This window comes from Thermohalobacter berrensis (genome assembly GCF_003609645.1).
GTDB classification, from domain to species: domain Bacteria; phylum Bacillota; class Clostridia; order Tissierellales; family Thermohalobacteraceae; genus Thermohalobacter; species Thermohalobacter berrensis.
The window spans coordinates 82418-108964 of sequence record NZ_MCIB01000037.1 but is presented as its reverse complement, the minus strand read 5'-3'; the positions used below and the strand labels follow the sequence as shown (position 1 = coordinate 108964).

Genomic DNA, 26547 nt, shown 5'->3' with positions numbered 1-26547 from the left:
TTAAAGTATAACTGGTATTTTGAAAATTGTAAATATTTTAAAGAATTCTTAAATTTCCTGTACTTTTTTATAAATAAAAATATGTTAAAATAGTTGTAAAAAAGCAGGTGATATATTTGGATTTAAAGCATATTAAAAATGTTATAAGTAAGAGAAAAAATAAACCCCTTGGAATAAAGAGTGATTTTGCTGTATTACTTCCTTTAATTTATGATAATGGGAAATTAAGTATATTATATGAAGTTAGAGCTAAACACCTTGATACACAGCCAGGAGAGATTTCTTTTCCTGGAGGTGGAGTTGAAAAAGGAGAAACCTTTCTTGAAGCTGCTATTAGGGAAACCGTAGAAGAATTAAACATAAAAAAAGACAATATTGAAATCATAGGAAAATTAGATTATTTAATATCACCTTTTAACTTTTCAATACATCCCTTTGTTGGTGTACTTAATGAAGTAGATAAAAAAAATATAATGTATAACAAAGATGAAGTTGATAATATCTTCACAGTACCTATAGATTTTTTTATAAATAACAAACCAACACTATATAATATGACCCTTAAGCCAAATCTAACAGATGATTTTCCTTATCATTTAATTCCAAATGGCAAAGATTATGATTGGAGAGTTGGGAAATATCCAGTTTATTTTTATAAATATAGGGACTATATTATATGGGGAATTACTGCTAGAATAACAAAAAATTTCATAGATATAATAAGATAGATAACAAATAAAAGACGGCAATTTGCCGTCTTTTACTTAAGTATTATTCTATGATGGTTCTTTTTACCTTTTCTTAATATAATACTATTATCTTCAAAATCTTCAAGTTTTACAGTTAATTCGATACCATCTACCCTCTCATCTTTAACGTATATTCCACCTTGCTTAATTAGACGTCTAGCTTCACTTTTAGAAGAAGCTAAACCTGTTTCAGTAAGTAAAGTGATTATATCTACTCCATCTTGAAACCTAGATTTGTCCATTTCAGTAGAAGGCATCGATTCAAGGTTACCCTTTCCTCCAAATAGTGCCTTTGCTGCTTTTTCAGCTTTTTTAGCCTCTTCTTCCCCATGAACTAACTTAGTTACTTCATAAGCTAATACTTCTTTAGCTTTATTTATTTCAGCACCCTCAAGGGAACCTAACCTTCTTACTTCATCCATTGGTAAGAATGTAAGTAGAGCAAGACATTTTTCAACATCTCTATCATCAACATTTCTCCAGTATTGATAAAAATCATACGGTGAAGTCTTCTCAGGATCTAACCAAATTGCACCAGATTCAGTTTTACCCATTTTTTTACCTTCACTTGTTGTAAGAAGCTTAAAAGTTAATCCATATACAGATTCTCCTTCTTTTCTTCTTACTAGATCAACACCACCTAAAATATTTGACCATTGATCATTTCCACCAAGCTGCAATTTACAATTATATTTTCTAAATAATTCTAAGAAATCGTAAGATTGCATAAGCATATAATTAAATTCTAAAAATGATAAACCTCTCTCTAAACGTGTTTTAAAACATTCTGCAGTAAGCATTCTATTAACTGAGAAATGCTTACCTATCTCTCTTAAGAATTCAACATAATTTAAGTCTAAAAGCCAATCTGCATTGTTTAATAATAAGGCTTTTCCTTCTCCAAAGTCAAGAAACTTAGAAAACTGCTCTCTAAATGATTCAATATTTTTATTGATTTGTTCTTTAGTCAACATTTTACGCATTTCAGTTTTACCTGTAGGATCACCAACCATTGCTGTTCCCCCACCTAAAAGGGCTATAGGTCTGTGGCCTGCTCTTTGCATATGCATCATAACCATTATTTGAATAAAGTGGCCTACATGTAAACTATCGGCAGTTGGGTCAAAACCAATATAGAAAGTAACTGATTCCTTTCCAAGAAGCTCTCTTATCTCTTCCTCATGTGTTGCCTGTTCGATAAATCCTCTCTCTTTTAAGACATCATAAATATTGGCCATACTCTCCCTCCTTACTCTTAGAATTAATTGTATTAAAAAAAGGCCTTTTCATCCCTATAAGGACGAGAAGACCCGTGGTACCACCTTATTTCGCATCAAAAGATGCCTTTATATCACGTAACGTGTGATAAAGCGCAATGCTTTCACATTGAAACTCCAGAGTGTAATTCGCAACTTTATGTACTACAGACTTTTCACCCACCAGTCTGCTCTCTGGGATTGTAACCATAAAGTGCTACTATGCTCCTTCATAGTTTACTATTGTTTTTTATTATACTAATATATATATACCTATTTTGTCAAGACTGTGAGTATCTTCTAATATTTGTTTTATAGTATTAACTATTTAGTTATAAATTATTATTTAATTAAACTTTTGTCTACCTTAAAAAAGTAAATAGATTTCCTGCACAAAAATAGTAGGCACTGGAATATTACAGTGCCTACTAAAAAATTATTTAATTATATATTCTTTTCCAATTTGTCTTGCTTCTTCTCATAATCTTTAGTCATCTTAAATATCATTGTACTTAATGTTATTAGTGCAATTAAGTTTGGCAGAGCCATTAATCCATTAAATACATCTGATATTCCCCATACTAATTTTAGAGAAGTAATGGAACCTAAGAAGCACAAACCAATCCATACATATTTATAAATTTCTACTGCCTTTATTCCTGCTATATACTCCAGACATTTAGAACCATAGTAGAACCAACCTAAAATTGTTGAGAATGAGAAGAATACTAATCCTAATGAAACTATATATGCACCAATTCCTGGCAATAGATTATCAAAAGCTGTAGCAGTTAAAGGTGCCCCAGAAAGATTATCTTGGATAGCCATTAACCCATCACTACCAATAGTTACAACATCTGATACTAAAATTACTAATGCAGTCATTGTACAAATTATTAAAGTATCTATGATTGACCCTAATGAAGCAATATAACCTTGTCTAATAGGGTCATCATTTTTAGATGCAGCATGGGCTATTGCCGCACTACCTAGACCTGCTTCATTGGAGAATACACCACGGGCAACACCAAAGCGAATAACTGTACCTAAAACTCCTCCACCTACTGCCTTGCCAGTAAAGGCATTACTAAATATCATACTAAAGGCCTTAGGTACTGCAGATATATTTGTAAATATTACTATAAGTGCACCTATAATATATCCTGTTGCCATAATAGGAACTATTTTATCAGTAACTTTTCCTATTTTCTTAATTCCTCCAACAATTACTAAGCCTACTAATGCTGCAAGAATTATACCTGATATGAAAAGTGGAACTCCAAAGGATTCTTGTAAAGAGCCTGCAACTGCGTTAGATTGAACCATATTACCAATACCAAATGAAGCCACAAATCCAAATAGTGCAAATAGCCAACCAAGCCAGTTCCAGTTGCCTCCAAATCTTTCTTTCATACCATTTGAGATATAATACATAGGACCACCAGATTTTTCGCCCTTTTCATTTGTTATCCTATATTTTATAGCTAATAAAGCTTCACCATATTTTGAAGCTCCACCAAATGCTGCACTAACCCACATCCAAAATACTGCTCCAGGTCCTCCTGATGCAATTGCTGTAGCAACTCCTGCTATATTACCAGTACCTATAGTAGCTGCAAGTGATGTCATAAGTGCTTGAAAAGGCGATATATCACCTTCACCTTTATGTTCCTTTGAGAAAAGTAGTTTTAAAGCTAAAGGTAATTTTCTATACTGAACAAACCTTGTCCCTAAACTTAAAAGTATACCAGTACCAACTAATAAAATAATCGTAAATGGCCCCCATGCAAAACCAGAAGCCGAACTTATAAATTCTTGTAAAGCGTCCAAAAAAAACCCCCCTTATTTTTCTTTAGATAAAAAATCCTTTCTTCTTATTTTGTTAACGTTTTCCAGATCTTTTCCATATCCCACCTCCTTTTTCCAATTAATAATAATTATATTACAAATTTGAAAAAAATTCAAGACTGTCCGAATATTTATAAGTCAAATATTTATCAATAGCATTAAATAACTTACTGTTACTAGTTAAATTAAAGTGTTTACTATTTTTTTAAATTTTAGTAACATCTATCATTTATTGTGTCATAATTCTTTATTTATGTTATACTATATATAGATTTTTGGTAAATAATATTATAATGCTATATAGGAGGCTGAAAAATGCTACACTCTTTAAGTGATGATTCTTTTAAAAAAGTTATCATAAACCCTGATATTAAAACACTTAGAAATATGAGTCAACATAAGGAAATAACTACAGAGTTTAATAGTCCGTGTTACATTAGTAAAGTTAGAAATAGAAGTGCAAAAAATACTTATGTTGTAAATGACATTCCACTAGGAGTAGATCAACAAGGTATTAATAGAATAGAAGCAGATAAAATAGTTAATGAAGTCAATCATTATTTAAAGAATAGGGAAGTACTTAGAATAGATAGAAAAATGGGAATGAACAATAAGTTTTCCTTTAACTGTAGGTTATATATAACTAAAGAGTATAGTAGGATAGCTTATATGTGGAATAATACTTTATTTTCTCCTATAGATAAAGATAATCCAGAACTAATTAGTGTATATGTACCAGAATGGCCTGAAAAAATTATTATAGTATATCCAGAAGAAGGAATTACATATATACTTGGAACAGATTACTTTGGAGAAGCTAAAAAGTCCTTTTTAAGAATGGCCATGTATAGGGTCAAGAAAATGGGAGGTCTTGGTTTACATGCAGGAAGTAAAGTCCTAAGAGTCAAGGATAAAAAAGGCAATTTAAATGATGTAGGATTTATAATGTTTGGTTTAAGTGGAACAGGCAAAACAACCTTAACTATACATGACCATGGATTAACCGGAGAAGAAAAGGTTATCATAAGGCAAGATGATGTTATTTTTATGGATAAGGATGGTTCATGTGCTGGTACTGAAAATGGCTTCTTTATAAAAACAGAAGGTCTAAATGAATCACAAAAAGTTCTTTACAATGCTGCAATTAGTCCAAATGCAATATTTGAAAATGTAAAAGTATATAATGATGGAAAAGTAGATTTTAACAATACTGAACTTACTTCCAATGGAAGAGGAATAGTTTTAAGAGAAGAAATAGAAAGTACAGATAAAAATATAGATTTAAATAAGGCCCATAAACTAATCTTCATAACTAGAAGAAATGATATAATACCTCCAGTTGTGAAGCTTACTGCATCTCAAGCAGTTACATTCTTTATGCTAGGTGAATCTATAGAAACTTCAGCTGGTGATCCAACAAAAGCTGGTCAATCTAAAAGATGTGTAGGAACTAATCCATTTATTATAGGACCTGAATCTGAAGAAGGACATAGATTATATCAGATTTTAAAACAAAACCCTGATATGGAATGTTACTTATTAAACACAGGAAGTGTTGGTAAAAAGGATGATTTTAAAGGTGAAAAAATAACCATTAAGGTTTCTACAACAATAATGAAAGAAGTCGCAAAGGATAACATTGAGTGGCAATTAGATAAGGACTGGGGTTATCTAGTACCTAAAAATGTTCCAGGAATTGATATACAAAAGTATAATCCAAAAAATTATTATACTAAAATAGAGTATAAGAATTTAATAAATAAATTAAAAAATGAAAGAACAGAATGGTTAAATAGATTCCATAGCTTAAATAAAAAGATTGCAAGTAGTATAGCTTAGAGTAAACTTTACTCTAAGCTATTTTTTTCTACTATACTTGTAATGTAAATATAGTTTTTATCTTTGTTAAATTCTATCTTTTTAAACTCTATATCTTTAGAAAAATACTTAGCAGCTATATCTATATGTCTTAATGCTATACCTATATCTATCATATTTGTTTTTTCAAGAAAATGTTTCGTTATTATATTCTTTCTTCTTATAACACAGGCATGTATTGCATTTTGTTCATTATCAACTATAAACCTCCAGGGCTGGCTATTTACTGCTGAAGGTGCATATCTTGCAGCATTTAATATTTTAGTCCAAGTTTCATCTATATCTCCAACAACTATTTCTGATAAGTCCTTTCTTTTAATTTTTTCAGGATTTCTTAAAAGAACTTCTTTTTCTTCAGGGTAACCAAAAGAAATAAGTAATATAGGAAGTTGCCCTTTTTCTAATTTTATAATATCTTTAACTAACTTTTTCTTCATCTGTCCACCAATCCAACATGTTGCTATTCCCATTTTGGTAAGTTGTAATACTACATATTCTAAAGTGTACCCTATATTTTCTAAGTATCCTTCCTTCTCTTCAGAAGATACTAAAAGGTAATGGGGAGCTTTTATCTTCCCATAACTTCCTATAATTCCTGATATTATTTTTCCTATACTTTCTCCGTCTTCTATCATATGAACCTGCATATTAATATCATTATATAGTCTATCTGTATTTTTTACTATTTTATTTATTTTTTCTAGTAATTCTTTAGATAATTTTCCCCTTGAATATTTCCTTATAGACTTTCTTTTAAAAATAGTATCATATAACTCCATTTTCCTATCCCCCTAAAATAAACTTTTAACTGTTCAAGCTTTTTGACTTTATTGCACTATTAAATACTTACCCTAAAGAACTTTCTTTATTTAATGTTTTATCTACTAGTTTACTAAGTATCTTTTTTACTGTCCAAAAATTAAAAAACGCCCACTTAAGTAGACGTTTTATTACGCATTGCTATTTTCCATTTATCTTATAACTATCTTTAAATCAATCCAGCCTTTCTAGAAAATAATAGTTTAACACCGGGAATAAAAAATATCCATCCTGGTAATACCGGTAAAATCATTCCCAAAAGCCCGATAGATATTAGTATTAATCCTAAAATCCTTCTCACAGACACCACCTCTAAAAAATATTATAACCATATTTAATTTGTTAATACCTTATATAAAATAATAAACGTACTTTTTCAATTTATATTTAACAAAATAATAACAACTTTATTACTTATCTATTACTTTCATCTTATATAATATTAAAAAATAAAAATATGATAACTTCCAAATCAAGTTATTTGACTAAATTACCTCCCTTAAACAAACTTCCTAATAGATATACAATCGCTGACACTATAATTATTGTTGCTCCAGATGGTATATTAAATTGATAGGATATAATTAGTCCTAAAATACAAAATACTATTCCCAGTAAAGTTGCCAAAATCATAAGTTTTTTAAAATCATATGTATAAAATTTTGCAACTGAAGGAGGTATAGTTAAAAGTGCTATTACTAATATAATCCCCACAACCTTTATAAGTACAACAATTGCTAAGGCAATTAAAATAAATAATAAATATTCTAAAAGAGTTACTTTTATTCCTAAAACTTTTAAAAATTCTTCATCAAATAAGAAAGCCTTCCAATAGTTATAAAGTGAAACAATTATAAATCCTATAATTAAATCTAAAACTATCATAAGTTTAATCCCAATTTTAGATACTGCAAGAATATCTCCAAATAAGTAAGAAGTCAAATCAGGTGGGTAACCTGGAGTTAATGCTATAAAAATAATTCCTAGGGCCATACCAACAGCCCAAAACATCCCTATTAAGGCATCTGAGTTAGTCCTTGTCTTTTTATTAATAGAAGTAATGCCTAAAGCCGCTAAAATTGCAAATAGTAATCCACCTATAATAGGTTCAATTCCTAATAAATAACCTAAACCTATACCTCCAAAAGATGTATGGGCTATACCCCCACTCATCATAACTAATCTTTTTTCTATTATAATTGTACCAATAATTCCACATACAATACTTGCTAATATTGCACTAATTAGAGCATTTTGAAGAAAATTGTATTCTAAAAATTCTTTAATCATTGCCATTCTCCTCATGTTTTCTTAATACTCTATGTGGAAACCCATGTGCTACTAAGTCAATAGGACATCCATAGGTCTTCTCTATACTTTCCCTACTTAGCTCTGTTTTTCCATGGTAAAAAAGACTTTGATTTATACATGCTATACTTTTAACATAGGAAGAAATTGTACCAATATCGTGGCTAACTAGAACAACTGTTACATCTTTATTTATACTTTTTAACAATTGGTAAATTTCAGTTTTTGAATTGGTATCTAGGCTTGCTGTTGGCTCATCTAACAATAGAATATTAGGTTCTACTGCCAAAGCCCTGGCAATTAGAACCTTTTGAAGCTGACCACCTGAAAGCTGACCTATTTGTCTATCTCTAAATTTTGAAATTTGAAGTTTTTCCATTATATAGTCGGCCTTTTCTATATCTTCTTTACTATATCTGTGAAAAAAATTTATGCCTTTTTTTAATCTTCCCATTAAAATTACATCTAAAACCTTAATGGGAAAGCCTCTACTAAAAGAACTAAATTGGGGTACATAACTAATAGTTGTTCCGTTCTTTTTGATTACTTTACCACTGGAAGGCTTAGTAAGTCCTAATATTACCTTTAAAAGGGTAGTTTTTCCACCTCCATTTGGACCGATAATTCCTAAAAAATCCCCTTTTTTTATTTTCAGATTAACCCCATTTAATGCACATACATTTCCATAGTGAACACTTACATTTTTCACTTCTACTTGACACATATGTATCGCTCCTGTGTAATTTCTTCATTTTTTCAATTATACCCATTTATAATAGCAATTAATCTTGTGGTTTAAGTACTTGCTTAAATGTATAGGCTATTTTTTTCATGTTTTCTATATAGTTAGGAGCTAGTGGTTCAATAATTTGTATTTTGCCACCTATTTCTTCAGCTAAAACTTTAGTCTGTGGACTGTCGATTTCAGCTTGATAAAAAATTACTTTTATATTCTTTTTCTTTGCAGTATCAATTATTTCTTGTATACCCTTAACAGTTGCTTCCTTTCCTTCCTTCTCAATAGATATCATTTCTAAATTATAATCATCAGCAAAATATCCTAAAACAGGATGGTATATAATAAATGCCCTATTATTAACATCACTTAAAACATCTCTAATATCTTTATCAAGATTATCAAGTTTTTCTATGTATTCCTTAGCATTTTTTTCATAAATGTCTTTATTATTAGGGTCTAATTTCCCTAACTCATCAGCAATTACATCTACCATTATCTTAACCCTTTTAGGAGATAACCAAATATGCGGGTCCCTTCCACTATGATTATGCTCATCTTCATTATCATGTGAATGCCTATCATTATCATTTTCAAAATATCTATGGGGGTATATCTTACCTACTTCATCAGCTAAAGAAACAACTTTAATTTTATTGTTAAAGTCTTTTATCTTAGGTAAAATATTAACTTCCTCCGTTGGAACACCTATACTAAAATATAGTAAAGATTTGCTTAAATCCTTCATTTCCTTTGGTGATGGCTGATAATTAGCTGGACTATTCCCTGGTGGAATCATCACTGTAACATCTACTAAGTCACCTGCAACTGCCTTTACAAATGTTTTTTGTGGCACGATTGAAACAACCACCATAGGCTTATTCTTACTGTTACTCTCTAATGCTTTATTACTACATCCAATTAACAGTATTGCCATAACAAATATTAAAATAGTTAAATTTCTTTTTAATTTCATTTCATTCCTCCTAATTGCAAATTATTTGCATTTACAATTTAATTATATCAACATTTATATTGTTGTCAATAATCATTATCATTTAAACATAAAATTGTTAATAAATACTAATCTTATACTTTTATTGCTGAAAACACAAAGGATATGTTATGATAAATTTAGAATTTATATAGGAGTGACTTTATGATAAGCTTAAAGGATTTAAAGAAAAAAGTTAAGGAAAATGGATATAAACTAACCCCCCAAAGAAAAGCAATATTAAAGGTTTTAATAGGGCATAATAAACACTTTATATCAGCTGAGGATATTCTTAAAGAAACAATTAAGATATATCCTAACCTTAATATTACCACTATTTATAGAAATTTAGAAATCCTTGAAGATATAAATATGCTTCATAAAACAAAGGATAACAATACTGCTTTATATTGTTTAATCTGTGAAGAATCACACCATCACCATATAATATGTAAAATATGCGGTAAGACAGAAATAATAGATTTTTGCCCTTTAAAAAAATTTTCCGATTTAGTAAAAGAAAAAAATTTTATATTAACAGACCATAAAATTGAACTATATGGCTATTGTGAAGACTGTAAAAAAGACCTTAACCCCTAAGTTAAGGCCTTTTTAAATTAAGAGATAATTATATTGTATAAAAATTATATATTTACATATATTCCACAACATTACGTACCCATTTTTTTGATATAATTCTAGGTATTCCAATTGTTGCTTTAACAAGTTCTTCTAATGAAACTAAAGTAAAAACCCAATAAACAGGAAGCCGCCAAACTAAAGCCCCTAAAAAAGCAAGTGGAACACCTACTAACCATACACTTCCTGTTTCAAGAAATAGTGAAAATTTTGTATCTCCACCACCCCTTAGTATTCCAACTACTAATATTATATTAAAAACTCGAATAGCCATAAATATTCCCATAATAATAAGTATTCTACTTGCATTCTGATGTACTACATTATTAACACTAAACAATTTTAATATAAAGGGAGATAGTAATATCAAAATTATTCCCATAACTAACCCGATAGAAGGTCCTAAAATTGAAAACTTTTTTGCATAGGAAATAGCTTCCTTTTCCTCATTTGCTCCTATTTTATTTCCTATCATTACAGAGCTTGCATTTCCCATTCCAATTGAAATTACCATGAATAAGTTTTGAATTGTTAATGTTATCTGAACTGCTGCAAAGGCTTCTGTTCCTATCCTTCCATATGCAATGGAATACATTGTCATACCAAGGGACCAAAAACCTTCATTTAATATTACCGGTATAGATGTTTTGAAGAATTTTACAATAAAATTCTTAGATAAATTGAACATTTCATTTATTCTACCAGCTAAAACACCTTTTTTACCATATATAATTTTAAGGGTTAAAAGCATCTCTAGTGTTCTAGATATAAGGGTAGCAAGGGCTGCCCCTTTAATTCCTAGTTGAGGAAAACCAAAGTTACCAAAAATCAAGAGATAATTTAAAATTGTATTACAGCCTAAAGAAATGGCACTAACAACCATGGGAAGCTTTGGCTCACCAATACTTCTAGATGCAAAACCATATGCAAAACTTATAGTGGTAAAAAAATAGCTTAAAGATACAATTTTTAGATATTGGCTTCCAAGATTAACAACATTACTATCCTGAGAAAAAATAGACATTATGAATTTAGGTATAAAAAAAGCACTACTTCCAAAGAGAAAACTTAAAAATCCCCCTACTATTAATGCAATTCCTAATATTTTACGTATATTTAATATATCTTTTTTACCCCAAAATTGGGACAAAAAAATAGATGCTCCACTATTTAGACCAAATAAAAGTAATACAAATAAAAAGAAAAATTGGTTAGCTAACCCCACTGATGCTAGGTGTGTTTCCCCCAGTCTACCTATCATAACATTATCGACCATATTTAGCGAGGAGGATATAAAATTCTGTAATGCTATAGGTGAGGCTAAAGAAATCAGCTTTTTATAAAAATTTTTATCCTTATCAATTCTTTCTATCATTGATATCCCCCTTTTACAAGCGAAACTAATTATTATCTATTATATACCTTTTTAACTATTTAATCCATAATTTTTAAAGGCGCCCACTTAAAAAGCGGGCGCCCCTTTATCTATATTCTTTTATATTAAAAATTTCAAGATTATCCTTATTAATATTTAACTTCATAATATTTAATAATGCTTTAACTGTATCGAGGGAGGTTATTATATCTACTGATGACTCTATTGCTGCTCTTCTTATTTTAAATCCATCTCTTTTAGAATCATTACCTTTAGTAGGAGTATTTATTACAAAATCAACCATCCCACTACGTATAACATCTAGTATATTAGGAACTCCTTCTCTAATTTTTTTAACTTCTGATACATCTATATTAATATTTTTTAACAATTCTGCTGTCCCTTTAGTTGCAATAAATTTATATCCTAGTCTACTAAATTCACTTGCTATAGACATAAATTCTTTTTTATCATAATCTTTTATTGTAGCTAATATTACTCCATTATCTTTCCTTAGTTTTTTCCCTGAACCTATTAATCCTTTGTACAATGCTTCATGGAAGTTTTTCCCTATTCCTAAAACTTCTCCTGTTGATTTCATTTCAGGGCCTAGACTTACTTCAACCCCTGGAAGCTTTTCTGTTGAAAAAACAGGAACTTTTACTGAGATCAATTCTGGTTCCTTGTAAAGCCCTACTCCATATTGGAGACCCTTTAACTTTTCACCCATCATAAGTCTTGTTGCAAGTTCTACTATTGGGACCCCAGTTACCTTACTTATATATGGTACTGTACGGCTTGAACGTGGATTAACTTCGATAACATATAGTTTGTTTTCAAATTCTATAAACTGTATATTAACCATTCCAATTACTTTCAATTCCTTTGCAATCTTTTTAGTATATTCTAGTACTTTTTCTTTTGTTTCATCTGAAATCTTTTTAGAAGGATAGATTGTAATACTATCCCCAGAGTGAACTCCAGCCCTTTCTAGATGCTCCATAATTCCAGGTATTAACACATCTTCTCCATCACAAAGAGCATCAACCTCTATCTCCCTTCCTACAAGGTATCTGTCAATTAAGACAGGATTCTTTTTATCTCTTTTAAAAGTACCTTCAAGATATTGTTTTAATTCTTTCTCATTATAGGTTATCTCCATTCCAAATCCACCAAGAACATAGGATGGTCTTACTAATACTGGGTAGCCTAATTTCTTTGCTTCTTTTAAGCCCTCTTCTATACTAAAAACCCCTTTACCTTTAGGTCTAGGAATATTTATTTTTTCTAAGATTTTATCAAATTTTTCTCTATCTTCTGCCTCATCTATCTGTTCAGGCTTTGTACCAAGGATAGATATATTCATTTTTCTTAAAAATTTCGCTAATTTAATTGCTGTTTGTCCCCCAAATTGTAGTATAACTCCATCAGGTTTTTCCTTCTCAATTATATTTAGAACATCCTCTTCAGTTAATGGTTCAAAATACAGTTTATCAGAAATATCAAAATCAGTACTTACTGTTTCAGGATTATTATTTACTATTATTGTTTCAACACCTAGTTTTTTTAATGCCTGCACACAGTGTACAGAACAATAATCAAATTCTATACCTTGTCCTATCCTTATAGGACCAGAACCTATTACCATAACTTTTTTGTTTTCTGTAACTTCCACCTCATCATACTCATCATAAGTGGAATAATAGTATGGTGTTACAGCCTCAAACTCCCCAGCACATGTATCCACCATTTTATAAACTGGATTAATATTCCACATTTTCCTCATTTCATATATATATTTTGGACTTACATTTAATAAATTCCCCAATCCTTTATCAGAAAATCCTTTCTTCTTTAGTAAATAAAGCCATTCTTTAGTAAGGTCTTCAACTTTTGACCTTCTAAGTTTTTCTTCTTGTTCTACAATCCACTTTATTTTATTTATATAAAATTTATCTATACCTGTTATTTCCGATACCTTCTCTATAGAATAGTTTCTTCTTAGCATTTCAGCTAAATCAAATATCCTCTCATCATCTGGCATTTTAACTCTTTCCCTTAATTCTCTTAAATCTCTTTTTGTAGAAGGCTCATGTAACAAAGAATATTTTCCTATTTCTAATGAACGGATTGCCTTTAGAAATGCAGATTCAAAATTATTTCCGATTGCCATGACCTCTCCTGTAGCCATCATCTTTGTGCCTAAAAATCTTTTTGCAAAATGGAACTTATCAAAGGGCCATTTAGGAATCTTTACTACTACATAGTCTAGTGAAGGTTCAAAACATGCATAAGTCTTTTGGGTAACCTCATTTTTAATTTCATCTAACCTATATCCTAAAGCTATTTTAGCTGCTACTTTGGCAATTGGATATCCAGTTGCCTTTGAGGCTAAAGCAGATGAACGACTTACCCTAGGGTTAACTTCTATTACTACATATTCAAAACTCTCTGGATTAAGGGCAAATTGTATATTACAACCACCTTCTACTCCTATGGCATCTATTATATCTATAGAAGCCCTTCTAAGCATCTGATATTCTTTATCTGAGAGAGTTTGACTTGGTGCTACAACTATACTATCACCAGTATGAATACCTACAGGGTCAATATTTTCCATATTACATACAGTAATACAATTACCATCACTATCTCTAATTACTTCATATTCTATTTCTTTCCATCCCTTTATACTCTTTTCTAGTAAGACTTGTCCTACACGACTTAATTGTAATCCTTGATTTAGTATTTCTATCAGTTCGTCTTTGTCTTCTGCAATTCCACCTCCTGCACCTCCTAAGGTATAAGCCGGTCTTACAACTACCGGATATCCTATTCTTTCTGCAAATTTTAACCCAGAATCTACATCTGTTACAATTTCACTTTCAACAACTGGTTGATTAATCTCTTTCATAAGTTCCCTAAAGGTTTCTCTATCTTCTCCCTTTTTTATAGATTCTATTGGTGTCCCAATAACTTTCACATTATATTTGTCTAAAACCCCATTATCGTAAAGCTCTACAGCTAAATTTAATCCTGTTTGACCTCCCATCCCTGGTAATATACTATCAGGTCTTTCCTTTTTTATGACTTTTTCTGCAAATTCTAATGTTAACGGCTCAATATATACTTTGTCAGCAATCTCTTTATCTGTCATAATAGTTGCTGGATTACTGTTTATAAGTACTACTTCTACTCCCTCTTCCTTTAATGCTCTACAGGCTTGAGAACCTGAATAGTCAAATTCGGCTGCTTGTCCTATAACTATAGGTCCCGAACCTATTACTAATACTTTTTTTATATTGTTATTTTTAGGCATAGAAATCCTCCTTATTATCAGTAGTAAATTATAATTTACAGCATTAGAAATTCATCAAAAATGTATTCTGCATCCTTTGGCCCTGGTGAAGCTTCTGGATGGAATTGTATACTGAATATAGGTAAACTTTTATGCTTCATACCTTCAATAGTATTATCATTTAAACTAATATGTGTTATTTTCATATCCTCTGGCACTCTATCTACTACATATCCATGATTTTGAGATGTAATATAAACCTTATTACTTTCTATATCTTTAACTGGATGATTGCATCCCCTATGTCCAAATTTTAGCTTTTTAGTACTACCCCCAAAGGCTAATGCAAGTAGTTGATGTCCTAAACATATCCCTGCTATAGGTTTTTTACCCGCTAGCTCTTTTACTGTTTCAATTACCTCTGGTAAATCCATTGGATCCCCTGGACCATTAGATAAAAATATTAAATCAGGATTAATTTTTAAAATTTCTTCTGCAGTTGTATATGCTGGAAACACTGTTAATTTACAATCTCTTTTTTGGAATAGACGTATTATATTTTTCTTTATTCCAAAATCTAATACTGCAATATGTTTGCCTGTACCCTCTAAGTTGTATATTTTTTTTGTCGTAACACTTTTAACTGCTTCTCGGTTATTAAAAGAGGTAAATTTTTGTTTCATTTCACTTTTTGTTAATTGTCTTAGTGAAATAACTCCCTTCATTGTTCCATGTTTTCTAAGTATTTTAGTCAATGCCCTTGTGTCTATTCCCTGTAATCCTACAATTCCATGTTGTTTTAAGTAGTCATTAAGTTTCATCTCATACCTAAAATTATTTGGATGGTCAGCATTTTCCCTAACGATAAATCCTTTAACTTTAGGAGTATTAGACTCCATATCTTCAAGGTTAATTCCATAGTTTCCTATAAGGGGATAAGTCATTGTAACTATTTGACCATAATATGATGGGTCTGTTAGTACTTCTTGATATCCAGTCATACCCGTATTAAAAACTACTTCCCCTATACTTTCCTTGATGTCTCCAAAGGCATTTCCTTTAAATATCACTCCATTTTCTAAAATTAAATAGGCCTTCACATTAAGTCCTCCTTTTTATAATTCCCTGTATATTATAAAAAAAGGATAGTAAAGAGATTGGCTAGCAATCTCTTTTACTATCCTTTTATATTTCTGAATCATATAAATAATATTTTCTAGATTAATTATTTCAAAAACTAGGATATTCTTAATATTTAAATATATATTTTTAGCATTATTAACATTTATACAAAAAAATTGTGTAGTAAACCCCTTCACAAAAACCATCTCCCTTTTTGGCCTCACGGGACCAATTTAAAGTTAGACGTATTAGTGTTATGAATGTTTATACCAAAATACGTATATTTATGTTGTCCTATTTCTTTAAAATTATACACAATAATTAATATTTTGTCAACATGAATTTTCCAATTTCAAAAACTTTCCTTCTATTTATTAAAGCTGCTTTAATAAATTAGCCATTTCAATAGCCGTAACAGCAGCCTCAAATCCTTTATTACCCGCTTTAGTTCCAGCCCTTTCTATAGCTTGTTCTATAGTATCTGTCGTTAAAACTCCAAATACTACTGGTAATTCAGTATCTAAAGATACTTTAGCTATTCCCTTCGAAACTTCATTTGCTACATAATCAAAGTGAGGGGTAGCTCCTCTTATTACTGCCCCTAAGCAAATTACAGCATCATATTTTTGGGATTCAGCCATCTTTTTTGCTGCAAGTGGAATTTCAAAAGCCCCTGGAACCCATACAACCTCTATATTTTCCTTTTCTGCTCCATGTCTATTTAAAGCATCTAGAGCACCATCTAATAGTTTACCAGTAATAAATTCATTAAACCTTCCAACTATAATACCAACCTTTAATCCCTGTGCAATTAATTTGCCTTCATACTTTTTCATAATTATTCCTCCTCCTTTAAATTAATCATATGTCCCATTTTTACTTTTTTAGTTTCTAAATAACCCTTATTTTTATCATTGCATCCTACTTGGATAGGAACCCTCTCTACTATTTCTATACCATAGCCTGATATCCCAGATAATTTTTTTGGATTGTTAGTCATTAACTTTACTTTCTTTATACCTAGATCTGATAATATTTGGGCTCCTATACCATAATCTCTCATATCTTCAGGAAAGCCTAATGCTAAATTAGCCTCAACTGTATCCATTCCCTTATCCTGTAGAGCATATGCTTTTATTTTATTGATAAGACCTATGCCTCTTCCCTCTTGGCGCATATATAAAAGTACTCCTCTTCCTTCATTACTTATTTTTCTCATAGCATCAGCAAGTTGGTCTCCACAGTCACATCTAAGGGAACCAAATGCATCACCAGTTAAACATTCAGAGTGTACTCTTACAAGGACAGGCTCTCCATTAGACACATCACCTTTTACTAAAGCAACGTGATGTTCTCCATTAAGTTTATTTATATAACCGATAATTTTAAAATCTCCATATTTTGTAGGCATGTTTGCCTCTGATACTCGTTCAACTAACTTCTCTCTCTTTCTTTTGTAGGCAATTAAATCTGCTATTGTTATTATCTTTAGATTATGTGCCTTAACATATTCCATAAGCTGAGGTACCCTAGCCATAGTACCATCTTCATTCATAATTTCACATATTACACCAGCTGGATAAAGACCTGCAAGTTTAGCTAAATCTATAGCTGCTTCTGTATGGCCTGCCCTTTTTAACACACCTCCCTTTTTAGCAACCAGTGGGAATATATGACCAGGTCTAGTAAAGTCCTTAGGTGTAGCTTTAGGATCAATCAATTTCTTTATAGTTAATGCCCTTTCATGGGCAGAGATACCAGTAGTAGTTTCCACTGAATCTACAGATACGGTAAAGGCTGTTTCCTTAGGGTCAGAATTTACCTTTACCATTTGTTCAATCTCTAACTCATCTAATCTTTCTTTAGTCATTGGGGCACATATAAGACCTCTTCCATACTTAGCCATAAAGTTTATAGCCTCTGGAGTTACTTTCTCTGCTGCCATAACTAGATCTCCTTCATTTTCTCTGTCTTCATCATCTACAACTACAACCATTTTTCCCCTTTTAATGTCTTCAATAGCCTCTTCTATAGTATTGAATTGACCCATTTAAATCACTCCTTATCTTTATTAAGCTAATTCTACTAAGAAGAGATAATAATTCTCTTCTTACAGTACTGTTCCTTGCTATTACATGAATCCATTTTCCCTTAGAAAGTTTATATCAATATCCTTTTTATTTTCTTCCTTTTTATCAAAGCTCATAAGTCTTTCAATATATTTACCTACAATATCACACTCAAGATTTACTTCATCTCCAACTCTTTTATTAATAAGTGTAGTCTCATCCCTAGTAAGGGGAATTAAAGAAACTTTAAAAATTTCATCGTCTACATATGCTACAGTTAAACTTATACCATCTATTGCAATAGATCCCTTGTTAACTATATATCTTAGTAACTCCCTAGGAGGCTTTATAGATATCCAAACTGCATTATCTTCCCTTTCAAAATCCTTAATTATACCTACACCATCAATATGTCCTGTAACTATATGTCCACCTAATCTATCTTCAACCTTAAGTGCCCTTTCTAGGTTTACTCTACTTCCAATCCTAAGATGTTTTAGATTACTTTTTCTCATTGTTTCAGGCATAACATCTACAGTAAAGCTATCATTATCAAAATCTGTTACAGTAAGACATACACCATTAGTACTAATACTATCTCCTAGCTTTACCCCATTTAATATTTTTTCAGCTTTAATTCTAATACTAGCTGATTTCACACCATTATTAATAGATTTAACTATACCTATTTCTTCAACTAATCCTGTGAACATAGATTATTCTTCCTTTCTTATATAACCTTCTATCATAATATCTTCCTCAAACCTTTTAACATTTATATCTTTCAGCTTAAAAGAATTTTTTATAAAGTCTTTTCCTTCTCCTCCCACAGGGGTTTTAGCATCTTGTCCACCGACTATCTTAGGAGCAATAAATGAAACAACCTTATCTACAATTCCCTCATTTAATGCTGCATAGTTTAGTGTACTTCCTCCTTCAAGAAGAATGCTATCTATTTTCCTTCTTCCAAGTTCACCTATTAGATACTTTAGATCAACTCTATTATTCTTAATTGGTGTTATTAACACCTCTGCTCCTTTTTCTTCAAGTGCTTTAACCTTATTTTCATTAATCCTTTTTGTTGTTGCAATTATCGTCTTTGTATCATCATCAATATTTAATACTTTTGCATCTATTGGAATTCTTCCACTACTATCTACGACTATTCTTATAGGGTTAGAACCCCTTTGATTTTCTAATCTAGTAGTTAACCTAGGGTCATCTGTTAAAACGGTACCTATTCCTACCATAATTCCTGTAACCCTGTGTCTTAATTTATGGACGTATCTTCTAGATTTTTCATTACTTATCCACTTTGAATCTCCTGTTTTTGCTGCAATCTTACCATCTAAAGTCATGGCAGTTTTCATTATGCAAAATGGTTTATTAGTGGTTATATATTTTATAAATATTTCATTTAATTTTTTTATTTCATCTTCTAATACACCTGCTACTACTTCTATTCCATTGTTTTCTAATATCTTTATTCCTTTCCCTGCCACAAGGGGATTAGGATCCTTCATGCCAATTACTACTTTTTTAATCCCCTTTTCAACTATAGCTTTAGCACATGGTGGTGTTTTGCCATAATGTGAACAAGGTTCTAATGTTACATACATTGTAGCTCCTTCTACATCCTCTTTTACATTACTAAAAGCATTTATCTCTGCATGGGGGCCACCATAATATTCATGATAACCTTCTCCTATGATCCTATTATTCTTTAAAATTACTGCCCCTACTAAAGGATTAGGGTTAGTATATCCTATACCTTGTTTAGATAATTCTATTGCCCTTTTCATGTATTCTATATCCATTTAATCACCACCTAAATAATTGGTTAATTATCTAAATAAAAAAGTGGGCAAAGCTCCCTTCCGCTAGAGGGACCTTAAATGCACTATTTACCTTTGTTGCAGTAATTCGTTTAAATATACTTTTTTAGAAAATAAAAAGCCCTGAAGGCTAACCTTCAGGGCTTTTTTCTATATTAATACACATTTTTATACAGATATAAGTTTACAAAAATCCTCTTAACCTTCTCCCATCCAGACTTTAACTGTCGGCTCTGGAATTTCACCAGATCAGCTGACTAAAGCAGCTCGCGGGCTTTACCGCCGGTCGGGAATTTCACCCTGCCCTGAAGGCTAAATCTATTCAGTTGTCTTTATCTAATATAACACTATATAATTTTTTTGTCAACTACTTATGAATATATACCTTAGCTTTAATTGGAATATTATCATAAATCCACTTAGCATCTTCAACCTTTAATCTTAAGCATCCATGGGAAGCTCTTCTACCTAGTTTTTCTGCTTCTTCTGGGATTATATTTTTATCTTTATCCATAGGAACTGTGTGGAATAAATACTTACCCCAATAAAGGAAAGATACCCAGTATTTTGCCCCTTCTTGATACTTGTAACTGTAAAACCATTCTCCCCTGTTCTGAATTTCAAAATTTCCTAAGGGAGTATCATAACCTATCATTCCTGAAGAGGTAATCATCTCTTTAACAAGAATATCTTCAAAATAAACCCTCACAGTCTGTTCACTAATATCAACATCAATATTTATAAATTTACTATCTGGAGTGATGATAAGGATTTCACCTGGATAGATTATATGACTTTCCACATTGTTTAGTCTTTTAATTTCTGCAATATTTATATTAAATTTCTGTGAAATTTTATACAAGGTATCCCCTTGTTTTACTATATATTCTATTTTTTCTAACCCTAAGGTTTTATGAGGAATCGTTACTTTCTGTCCTGGGTAAACTAAATTTGGATTAGGTAAATTATTAGCTTTAATAAGCTTGTTTAACTCTACATCATACTCATTTGATATCTTGTAAAGGGTATCTTCTTTTTCTATTTCATACAATGACATAATTTCTGATGCTTCACTAATTATTGGGGTAAAAATTATACCTATAAGAATTAAAACAATAGTTACTAGTTTATATTTTTCCACTAGCTATCACCTTTCTAGTTGGTTAACTTAAAACAATCTTATGTTAACATAAAATAAAAGATAAATCAATCCCATTAAAATTTTATCCTAATATTTTATATAATCCTCAATTTAGGTAAAATTCCATAGGGATCAGAATCAAACCCTCTAAACTTTAAAGCTTCTTTCTGTATATTCAAGTAGTATTGAAACTTTGTTGCAGTTTTCCAACTTTCGTTATACTTTCCAATAAGATATATTACTTTTTCTTTTAATCGATTATTTAAAGCATTTATATCTCTATTTTGTATTTGATATTTCTCATTTATATAAATTACTTCTTTTATTTCTTCTAATATATTCCTTTGTTCTTTTACTGCATTTTCAATCTTGTTTCCATATCTACCTAATGTTGTAGCAATTTCTTTTAATAATTCACCTTGTAATTTCTCATCAAATGATAAGTCTGACCTATATTTATAAAAATCTCCCATGTAATTTTTTATTTAAAACACCCCACTTATACATAAATCTTTTCTTCTGGAATATACTTAGAAACCTCATTATATACATATTCTATCATTTCCTTTGTATATCTCTTTGGATAACTACAAATACCACTTTGACACTCAAAGGGATAAGCTAATATTTTTGAATGTGGCCTTATCTTTTGGACTCTTTTAAGGTAATCCTTTGATATCCTAAAAACTCCAATACTTACATCATAAATATTTTTTAATTTTATACTTTTAAAGGTTTCTTCTATACAATTTCCATAATACTTTTTCCAATCTTTAATATAAAGTATAGGGTCAAAACAAATTCTTATCTTCCAGCCCTTTTTTATAGCATTGTTTATACTTTTAAGCCTTGTTTCCAAAGAAGGAGTCCCTATTTCATATTTCTTAATAATCTCATCATGAGATAATGTCCATGCAAGTATGAAATTATCTAAAGGTTTTATATTTTCAATAGCCTTAAAGTTTCCACTTTTTGTTCTAAGTTCTATCTTTAGATTATCATTCTTTCTAGCAAAATCTATCCACTTTGACACAAATGAAGTAATACCTTCAAAGGCTAAAAGGTCTGTCTCATAGGAAATACAAAGATAAATAGAATGACTTTTTAATAATTCTTCTACTTTTCTAAAAATATCTTCAATATTAACAAAAATAACGATATTAGCAGAAGGATACATCCCTTGAAGATAACAATACTCACAGTTGTAAAAACAATTCATTATTGTTGATGTGTAATAAAAATGTAGATTTCCAAAGTCTTCACACATTTCTGAACCCTTATATATAAAGTTATCTTTTTTAGTAGCCAAAATAAGTTTAGGGCTCTCTTTTTGTAATATTATGCTTTGATTTCCCCTACAAAAAACCTCTTTATAATGGTCAATCTCTATACAGGTAGCATCTTTAAATTTAGATATAATTTTTCTTGTATTTGGATGGTTTTTAGCATCCCTTTCAATATATATATGTGAAAACTTAGAAAGGACTAAGTCTTTTCTTAAGTCTTTCAAAGTAATCCTTCCCCTCTTTTTTTGTTTTTGAAGTAATATTTAAAAAGGGCTTAATTACTTCAATTAAATCTTTTGAATGAATTTTATAGTATTTTGCTAATTCTCTTAATTTATATTCCATTGTTATTGTAAGTTTTAAATTCTTAGTAACTATTTCAAGGACTTTTTCTTCTTCATCTGTGAAAATTTTATATGATAAAGAATAAGCATCTTCTATTTCTTTTATCCATTTACTAATCAAAGGAACTTTATTCTCTAGTAATTTTGATATTTCTTCTTTAGTTAGACTCTCAGAATCTAAAAAATCTGATACTATTTTTATGCAATATATTCTATGAGGTGGTAAAAATATAGATGCCGCTTTAAAGGTCCCTGCCCCTTCCATATCTACTATATCACCTTTTATTGTTGAAAACATATCTTTATTAACTACATTAGAAAAAGTCTCTAGACTTCCTTCTCTAAATGGATGTTTAAATATAATATCTGAATAATAGGTTCTCTTAGTATCATGATGAATAATCTTATTACATAAAACTACTTCTCCTTTATCTAAACCTTTATTTTTCCCACCACAAATACCGATATTAATAAAAGTATCAGAAGGCTTTGAATTAAACTCAGTAAGTAAATAGGTAGTAGCAATTGATGAGGAAATTACACCTGTGCCACTTATAATTAAAACAAACTGTTCGTTTTTGAATACCTGAAATTTTTTAATACTATTATCTCTTTTTAAATTTAAATATTTTATAAAAGGCTTAGCTTCACAATACATAGCAGTAGTTATATAAATCATTTTTCTTCACCTTACCTTATTTTTCTCTTTTTATTTTATATCTTTTAGCTACTTAATACAAAATAAAGATTCCAATATATTACTGTACAAAATTAATTATATACACTATTATATTACTAAGGGTTTTTTAGGTCTAAAACACTACAACTTAAACATAGGAATAGGCTTAAAGCATTATATTCTTTTTACCTGTTCAATAATATGTCAGAAATAAATATTTTCCACTGGAGGAGATTTATTTGCAATTAACGAAACTTGATGAGTCTGCAATAAACAAAAGATTATCATACCCTTTAAAAACTAAAGACGGTAGAAAATTAGTAAATGGAAATACTATACTATCAGAAAGATTAATAAAAAGATTAAAAAGCAGTGGATTTAATGCGGTATACATACAAGATGAAAATACTGATATTGAATTAAAAGAAACATTACCTGAAAATAAGAGGGCAGAAATAGCAGCTAAATTACAGGAAGTTTATGATAATATAGCCAATAATCAATATAATGATATAGAATTTGCAAGATTTATAAGAAACAACATTTTACCAGAAATTAAAAATGAACCTATAAGTATTCCTATAAATGAAACTATGGATAAAAATGATATTCTTCATCACTCTCTAAATGTATGTCTATTATCTGTAAGAACTGCTTTAACAATGGGACTTACCCAAGATAAAGTAGAGGCTGTGGCAAGGGCTGCCTTGTTACACGAAATAGGAAAAATTTTAAAGAAAAAAAGTAGAAATAATGCTTTAAAGAAAAAAAGCTATGAAGAGGTAGGATACAGTTTTCTTAAGAACAAACATAGCTCTGTTTTAGTATATACTACTGTAAGGTATCACAATGAAACTTTAGATGAAAAGGGTCCCTTCCATCTTTCAAAAGACAATCAGCATGAGCTAACCAAAATAATAAGTTTATGTAATTATTACGAAAACCTTTTAAGAGAAGCCAAGTTACTTCCCCATGAATGCTTTGAAAAAGTCCAAGCCCTAGTAAATTTTAAGTTTGACCCTGATGTTTTTAAAGCCTTTAGAAAGTCATTATACATATATCCTGTAGGGTTGCCAGTAAAATTAAGTAATGGTAATGAGGGAATAGTTGCAATGCAAAACAAGGCTTATCCATTAAGACCTATAATAAAAGCTGATGGTATATTTTATAATTTGCTAGAAAACTTGTCTTTATTTATTGAAAAAGTAACTATATAAATGAAGAGAAAACAGCTTAAGCTGTTTTCTCTTCATTAGCTTCAAGTCCTAAATCCTTTCTTCTCTCAATGACTATTTCTTCTAGCTTATCTGCCGCTTTTTTAACATTATCTTCAAGTATTAATTTACCACCCGTTATATCTGTTAATTTTTCCGTTAGCACTTCTGTTACAACCTTACTACCTGTAATAAATGGAGGTATTGCTAAATGTAGTGGTAAACCTAAAGCTAATCCAAAAGCACCATCTGCTAATGCCTGTTCTTCTAACCATTGTGGAGCTGAAAGAACAAGTGGTAATTGTGGTATATCTATATTTAAAGCTTCAGCCAATTCTGCTGCTACTATTTCAAGTCTTCCTATAGCAAGACATGGCCCAAAGTTTAGAACAGGTGGAATACCTAGTTTTTGGCATACTGCCCTTAGGTTCTCTCCTGCATACTTAGCAGCTTCAGGCGTCATAAGTCCTACATTTTCTAATCCACCACTTGAGCATCCAGCAGATAACACTATTATGTCTCTTTTAATTAATTCCTTTGTTAGTTCTACTGTAAATACATCGTGTCCTTTAGCTGTAAGATTAGAACAACCTACAACTCCTGCAACCCCTTTAATTTTTCCTTCTGCAATTAAATCAATTAAAGGTTTCCAGCTACCACCTAAGAATGATTTTAATGATTTCTCACTTACACCTGTTATCGTTTCATCATTTCCATGATCCTTTGGAATATCTACTTCTACCTTATCCCTTCTATTTTTATAGCTTTCTAATGCTTTATTAATGATATATTCTGAAATTTCTTCTTTTTTATCCATTGAAAATTTCTTATATTCTGCATTTACTTTCTTTGCAACATCATCTAAACATACCATGTCAACCATATATTTATCTGCAACTATTTCTAATCCTGGAATAGTACAATTAAATTCAGATAGTAGTAAATCTATTGCTCCTGTTGACAGTAAACTTTCACTTGTGAAGTTATTTCCTGCATGACCTGAGAATACTTCTTGGTAGTGTTCACCTCTAAGTTGTAAATCTTGACCTACACAAGTGCATCCTACAATTTTAAAACCCTTTGCTCCTACACTCTCAGCTCTTTTCTTAACATCTTCATCAATTAATCTTTCCTGAAGGTGTGATATTATTGAGTGTTGATGTCCTGTAACCATTATGTTAATATAACCTTCATCTACTACCTTAAACCCTACAGAATCCTTCCTAATTACTGGTTCACCTAGCATTATATCATTTAACAAGTTTGTTAAAGTAAGTCCATAAAGACCTGTTGAAATTCCTATATTTAAACAGTGCATTAACATATCAACTGGATCACTATTAAGGTTAGTAGAAGTCTTTACTAATGCATCAAATACTTCTGATTTAGCGCCACCTGGAAGTATATTAAGCTCTTTCCACCTTTCAAATCTAGGTTTATATGCCACTTTCTCAACTAATGTCATCTTTTCATCTCTAGGCTTATATAAATCATTAAGTACCATATCTGCAACTTTAACTGCCTTATCATATATATCTTCTGCTTCTATTCCAAATAATTTAGCCAGCTGGTTTAATGTATCAATACCTTTTATTTTTTCTCTTTTCTCTCCAACTGATTTTAAGTTTTTCGCTGTAGTTTCTACTATATGAAGATAACAAGCAGAACCTGCTGCTACTGACCTCAAAAAGTTTCTTGCAACAATTGTATCTGCTGTGGCCCCACAAACTCCTCTTGGTGATTTAGGAGTAATTCTACAAGGTCCATTAGCACATAATCTACAGCATACTCCCTGCATACCAAAGCCACATTTATTTCTTTGTTTTTCTACTCTGTTAAATGATGTCTCAACATTTTCTTTAGATTTTATAAAATTTTCTAGTCTAGTGTCAGCTGATTTACAAATCTTCATCGTATATTCCTCCTCTTAATCTATACTTATTTTGTATACTTTCCT

Annotated in this window: 23 protein-coding genes, 1 riboswitch and 1 other annotated feature; of the genes, 4 read left to right on the top strand and 19 right to left on the bottom strand. The window is 30.5% G+C overall.

Annotated features, from left to right (window positions below):
* Positions 1-116: 116 nt before the first annotated feature.
* The gene (locus BET03_RS11860; RefSeq protein ID WP_120170513.1) at positions 117-728 is read left to right on the top strand and encodes an NUDIX hydrolase; all 612 of its coding nucleotides are present in this window, start codon (positions 117-119) and stop codon (positions 726-728) included.
* Positions 729-760: 32 nt separating this feature from the next.
* Here the strand turns inward: BET03_RS11860 and tyrS are convergent, their stop codons facing one another.
* On the bottom strand, positions 761-1987 hold the full coding sequence (tyrS, locus tag BET03_RS11855; protein WP_120170512.1) for a tyrosine--tRNA ligase: 1227 nt from the start codon (positions 1985-1987) through the stop codon (positions 761-763).
* A gap of 55 nt (positions 1988-2042) precedes the next feature.
* Positions 2043-2248, bottom strand: a binding site (T-box leader).
* Between the two features lie 201 nt (positions 2249-2449).
* Positions 2450-3835 carry an alanine/glycine:cation symporter family protein gene (locus BET03_RS11850; RefSeq protein WP_120170511.1) on the bottom strand — a complete coding sequence of 462 codons (1386 nt, stop codon included), beginning with the start codon at positions 3833-3835 and terminating at the stop codon, positions 2450-2452.
* 333 nt (positions 3836-4168) lie between these two features.
* On the opposite strand from BET03_RS11850, the gene BET03_RS11845 reads away from it, so the two are divergent.
* On the top strand, positions 4169-5692 hold the full coding sequence (locus BET03_RS11845) for a phosphoenolpyruvate carboxykinase (ATP) (RefSeq protein WP_120170510.1): 1524 nt from the start codon (positions 4169-4171) through the stop codon (positions 5690-5692).
* Between the two features lie 8 nt (positions 5693-5700).
* Here the strand turns inward: BET03_RS11845 and BET03_RS11840 are convergent, their stop codons facing one another.
* The 5 genes from BET03_RS11840 to BET03_RS11825 form a co-directional block, all read right to left on the bottom strand.
* Positions 5701-6510, bottom strand: coding sequence for a nitroreductase family protein (locus tag BET03_RS11840; RefSeq protein WP_120170509.1), 810 nt, complete (start codon positions 6508-6510; stop codon positions 5701-5703).
* 209 nt (positions 6511-6719) lie between these two features.
* Positions 6720-6851 carry a hypothetical protein gene (locus BET03_RS14000; protein ID WP_279230398.1) on the bottom strand — a complete coding sequence of 44 codons (132 nt, stop codon included), beginning with the start codon at positions 6849-6851 and terminating at the stop codon, positions 6720-6722.
* A gap of 176 nt (positions 6852-7027) precedes the next feature.
* Positions 7028-7840 carry a metal ABC transporter permease gene (locus tag BET03_RS11835; RefSeq protein ID WP_120170508.1) on the bottom strand — a complete coding sequence of 271 codons (813 nt, stop codon included), beginning with the start codon at positions 7838-7840 and terminating at the stop codon, positions 7028-7030.
* Positions 7833-8582 carry a metal ABC transporter ATP-binding protein gene (locus BET03_RS11830; RefSeq protein ID WP_120170507.1) on the bottom strand — a complete coding sequence of 250 codons (750 nt, stop codon included), beginning with the start codon at positions 8580-8582 and terminating at the stop codon, positions 7833-7835. The genes BET03_RS11835 and BET03_RS11830 overlap by 8 nt, the downstream gene beginning before the upstream one ends.
* 58 nt (positions 8583-8640) lie before the next feature.
* On the bottom strand, positions 8641-9570 hold the full coding sequence (locus tag BET03_RS11825; RefSeq protein ID WP_120170506.1) for a metal ABC transporter solute-binding protein, Zn/Mn family: 930 nt from the start codon (positions 9568-9570) through the stop codon (positions 8641-8643).
* Positions 9571-9753: 183 nt separating this feature from the next.
* Here BET03_RS11825 and BET03_RS11820 point away from each other — a divergent pair, with 183 nt between their 5' ends.
* Complete coding sequence (locus BET03_RS11820; RefSeq protein WP_120170505.1) at positions 9754-10188, top strand: Fur family transcriptional regulator; 435 nt, start codon at positions 9754-9756, stop codon at positions 10186-10188.
* A gap of 52 nt (positions 10189-10240) precedes the next feature.
* On the opposite strand, the gene BET03_RS11815 is transcribed toward BET03_RS11820, so the two are convergent.
* From BET03_RS11815 to BET03_RS11760, 11 genes are all read right to left on the bottom strand, one after another.
* Positions 10241-11602 (bottom strand): MATE family efflux transporter, encoded by a 1362-nt coding sequence (locus BET03_RS11815; RefSeq protein WP_183108849.1) that lies wholly within the window; start codon positions 11600-11602, stop codon positions 10241-10243.
* Between the two features lie 106 nt (positions 11603-11708).
* Positions 11709-14921 (bottom strand): carbamoyl-phosphate synthase large subunit, encoded by a 3213-nt coding sequence (carB, locus tag BET03_RS11810; protein ID WP_120170504.1) that lies wholly within the window; start codon positions 14919-14921, stop codon positions 11709-11711.
* A gap of 35 nt (positions 14922-14956) precedes the next feature.
* Positions 14957-16000, bottom strand: a complete 1044-nt coding sequence (locus BET03_RS11805; protein WP_120170503.1) for a carbamoyl phosphate synthase small subunit — start codon at positions 15998-16000, stop codon at positions 14957-14959.
* 396 nt (positions 16001-16396) lie between these two features.
* Entirely contained in the window at positions 16397-16858 is a 462-nt protein-coding gene (gene ribH, locus BET03_RS11795; protein ID WP_120170501.1) for a 6,7-dimethyl-8-ribityllumazine synthase, read from the bottom strand.
* A 2-nt stretch (positions 16859-16860) separates the two neighbouring features.
* Positions 16861-18072, bottom strand: coding sequence for a bifunctional 3,4-dihydroxy-2-butanone-4-phosphate synthase/GTP cyclohydrolase II (locus BET03_RS11790; RefSeq protein ID WP_120170500.1), 1212 nt, complete (start codon positions 18070-18072; stop codon positions 16861-16863).
* An 81-nt stretch (positions 18073-18153) separates the two neighbouring features.
* A complete protein-coding gene (locus BET03_RS11785) occupies positions 18154-18804 on the bottom strand; it encodes a riboflavin synthase (RefSeq protein WP_120170499.1) in 651 nt (216 codons plus the stop codon).
* Between the two features lie 3 nt (positions 18805-18807).
* Positions 18808-19908, bottom strand: a complete 1101-nt coding sequence (ribD, locus tag BET03_RS11780; protein ID WP_120170498.1) for a bifunctional diaminohydroxyphosphoribosylaminopyrimidine deaminase/5-amino-6-(5-phosphoribosylamino)uracil reductase RibD — start codon at positions 19906-19908, stop codon at positions 18808-18810.
* Positions 19909-20123: 215 nt separating this feature from the next.
* Positions 20124-20243, bottom strand: a riboswitch (FMN riboswitch).
* 50 nt (positions 20244-20293) lie between these two features.
* Entirely contained in the window at positions 20294-21067 is a 774-nt protein-coding gene (locus BET03_RS11775; protein WP_120170497.1) for a L,D-transpeptidase, read from the bottom strand.
* A 95-nt stretch (positions 21068-21162) separates the two neighbouring features.
* On the bottom strand, positions 21163-21540 hold the full coding sequence (locus BET03_RS11770; RefSeq protein ID WP_120170496.1) for a hypothetical protein: 378 nt from the start codon (positions 21538-21540) through the stop codon (positions 21163-21165).
* 26 nt (positions 21541-21566) lie between these two features.
* Positions 21567-22577, bottom strand: coding sequence for an SPL family radical SAM protein (locus tag BET03_RS11765; protein ID WP_120170495.1), 1011 nt, complete (start codon positions 22575-22577; stop codon positions 21567-21569).
* The gene (locus BET03_RS11760) at positions 22543-23376 is read right to left on the bottom strand and encodes a 5'-methylthioadenosine/S-adenosylhomocysteine nucleosidase family protein (protein WP_120170494.1); all 834 of its coding nucleotides are present in this window, start codon (positions 23374-23376) and stop codon (positions 22543-22545) included. Before BET03_RS11760 ends, BET03_RS11765 begins: the two co-directional genes overlap by 35 nt.
* 239 nt (positions 23377-23615) lie before the next feature.
* Between BET03_RS11760 and BET03_RS11755 the strand changes: the two genes are divergently transcribed.
* On the top strand, positions 23616-24593 hold the full coding sequence (locus tag BET03_RS11755; RefSeq protein ID WP_120170493.1) for an HD-GYP domain-containing protein: 978 nt from the start codon (positions 23616-23618) through the stop codon (positions 24591-24593).
* Positions 24594-24609: 16 nt separating this feature from the next.
* Here BET03_RS11755 and cooS read toward each other — a convergent pair whose 3' ends face one another.
* The gene (cooS, locus tag BET03_RS11750; protein WP_120170492.1) at positions 24610-26502 is read right to left on the bottom strand and encodes an anaerobic carbon-monoxide dehydrogenase catalytic subunit; all 1893 of its coding nucleotides are present in this window, start codon (positions 26500-26502) and stop codon (positions 24610-24612) included.
* Between the last annotated feature and the right edge of the window lie 45 nt (positions 26503-26547).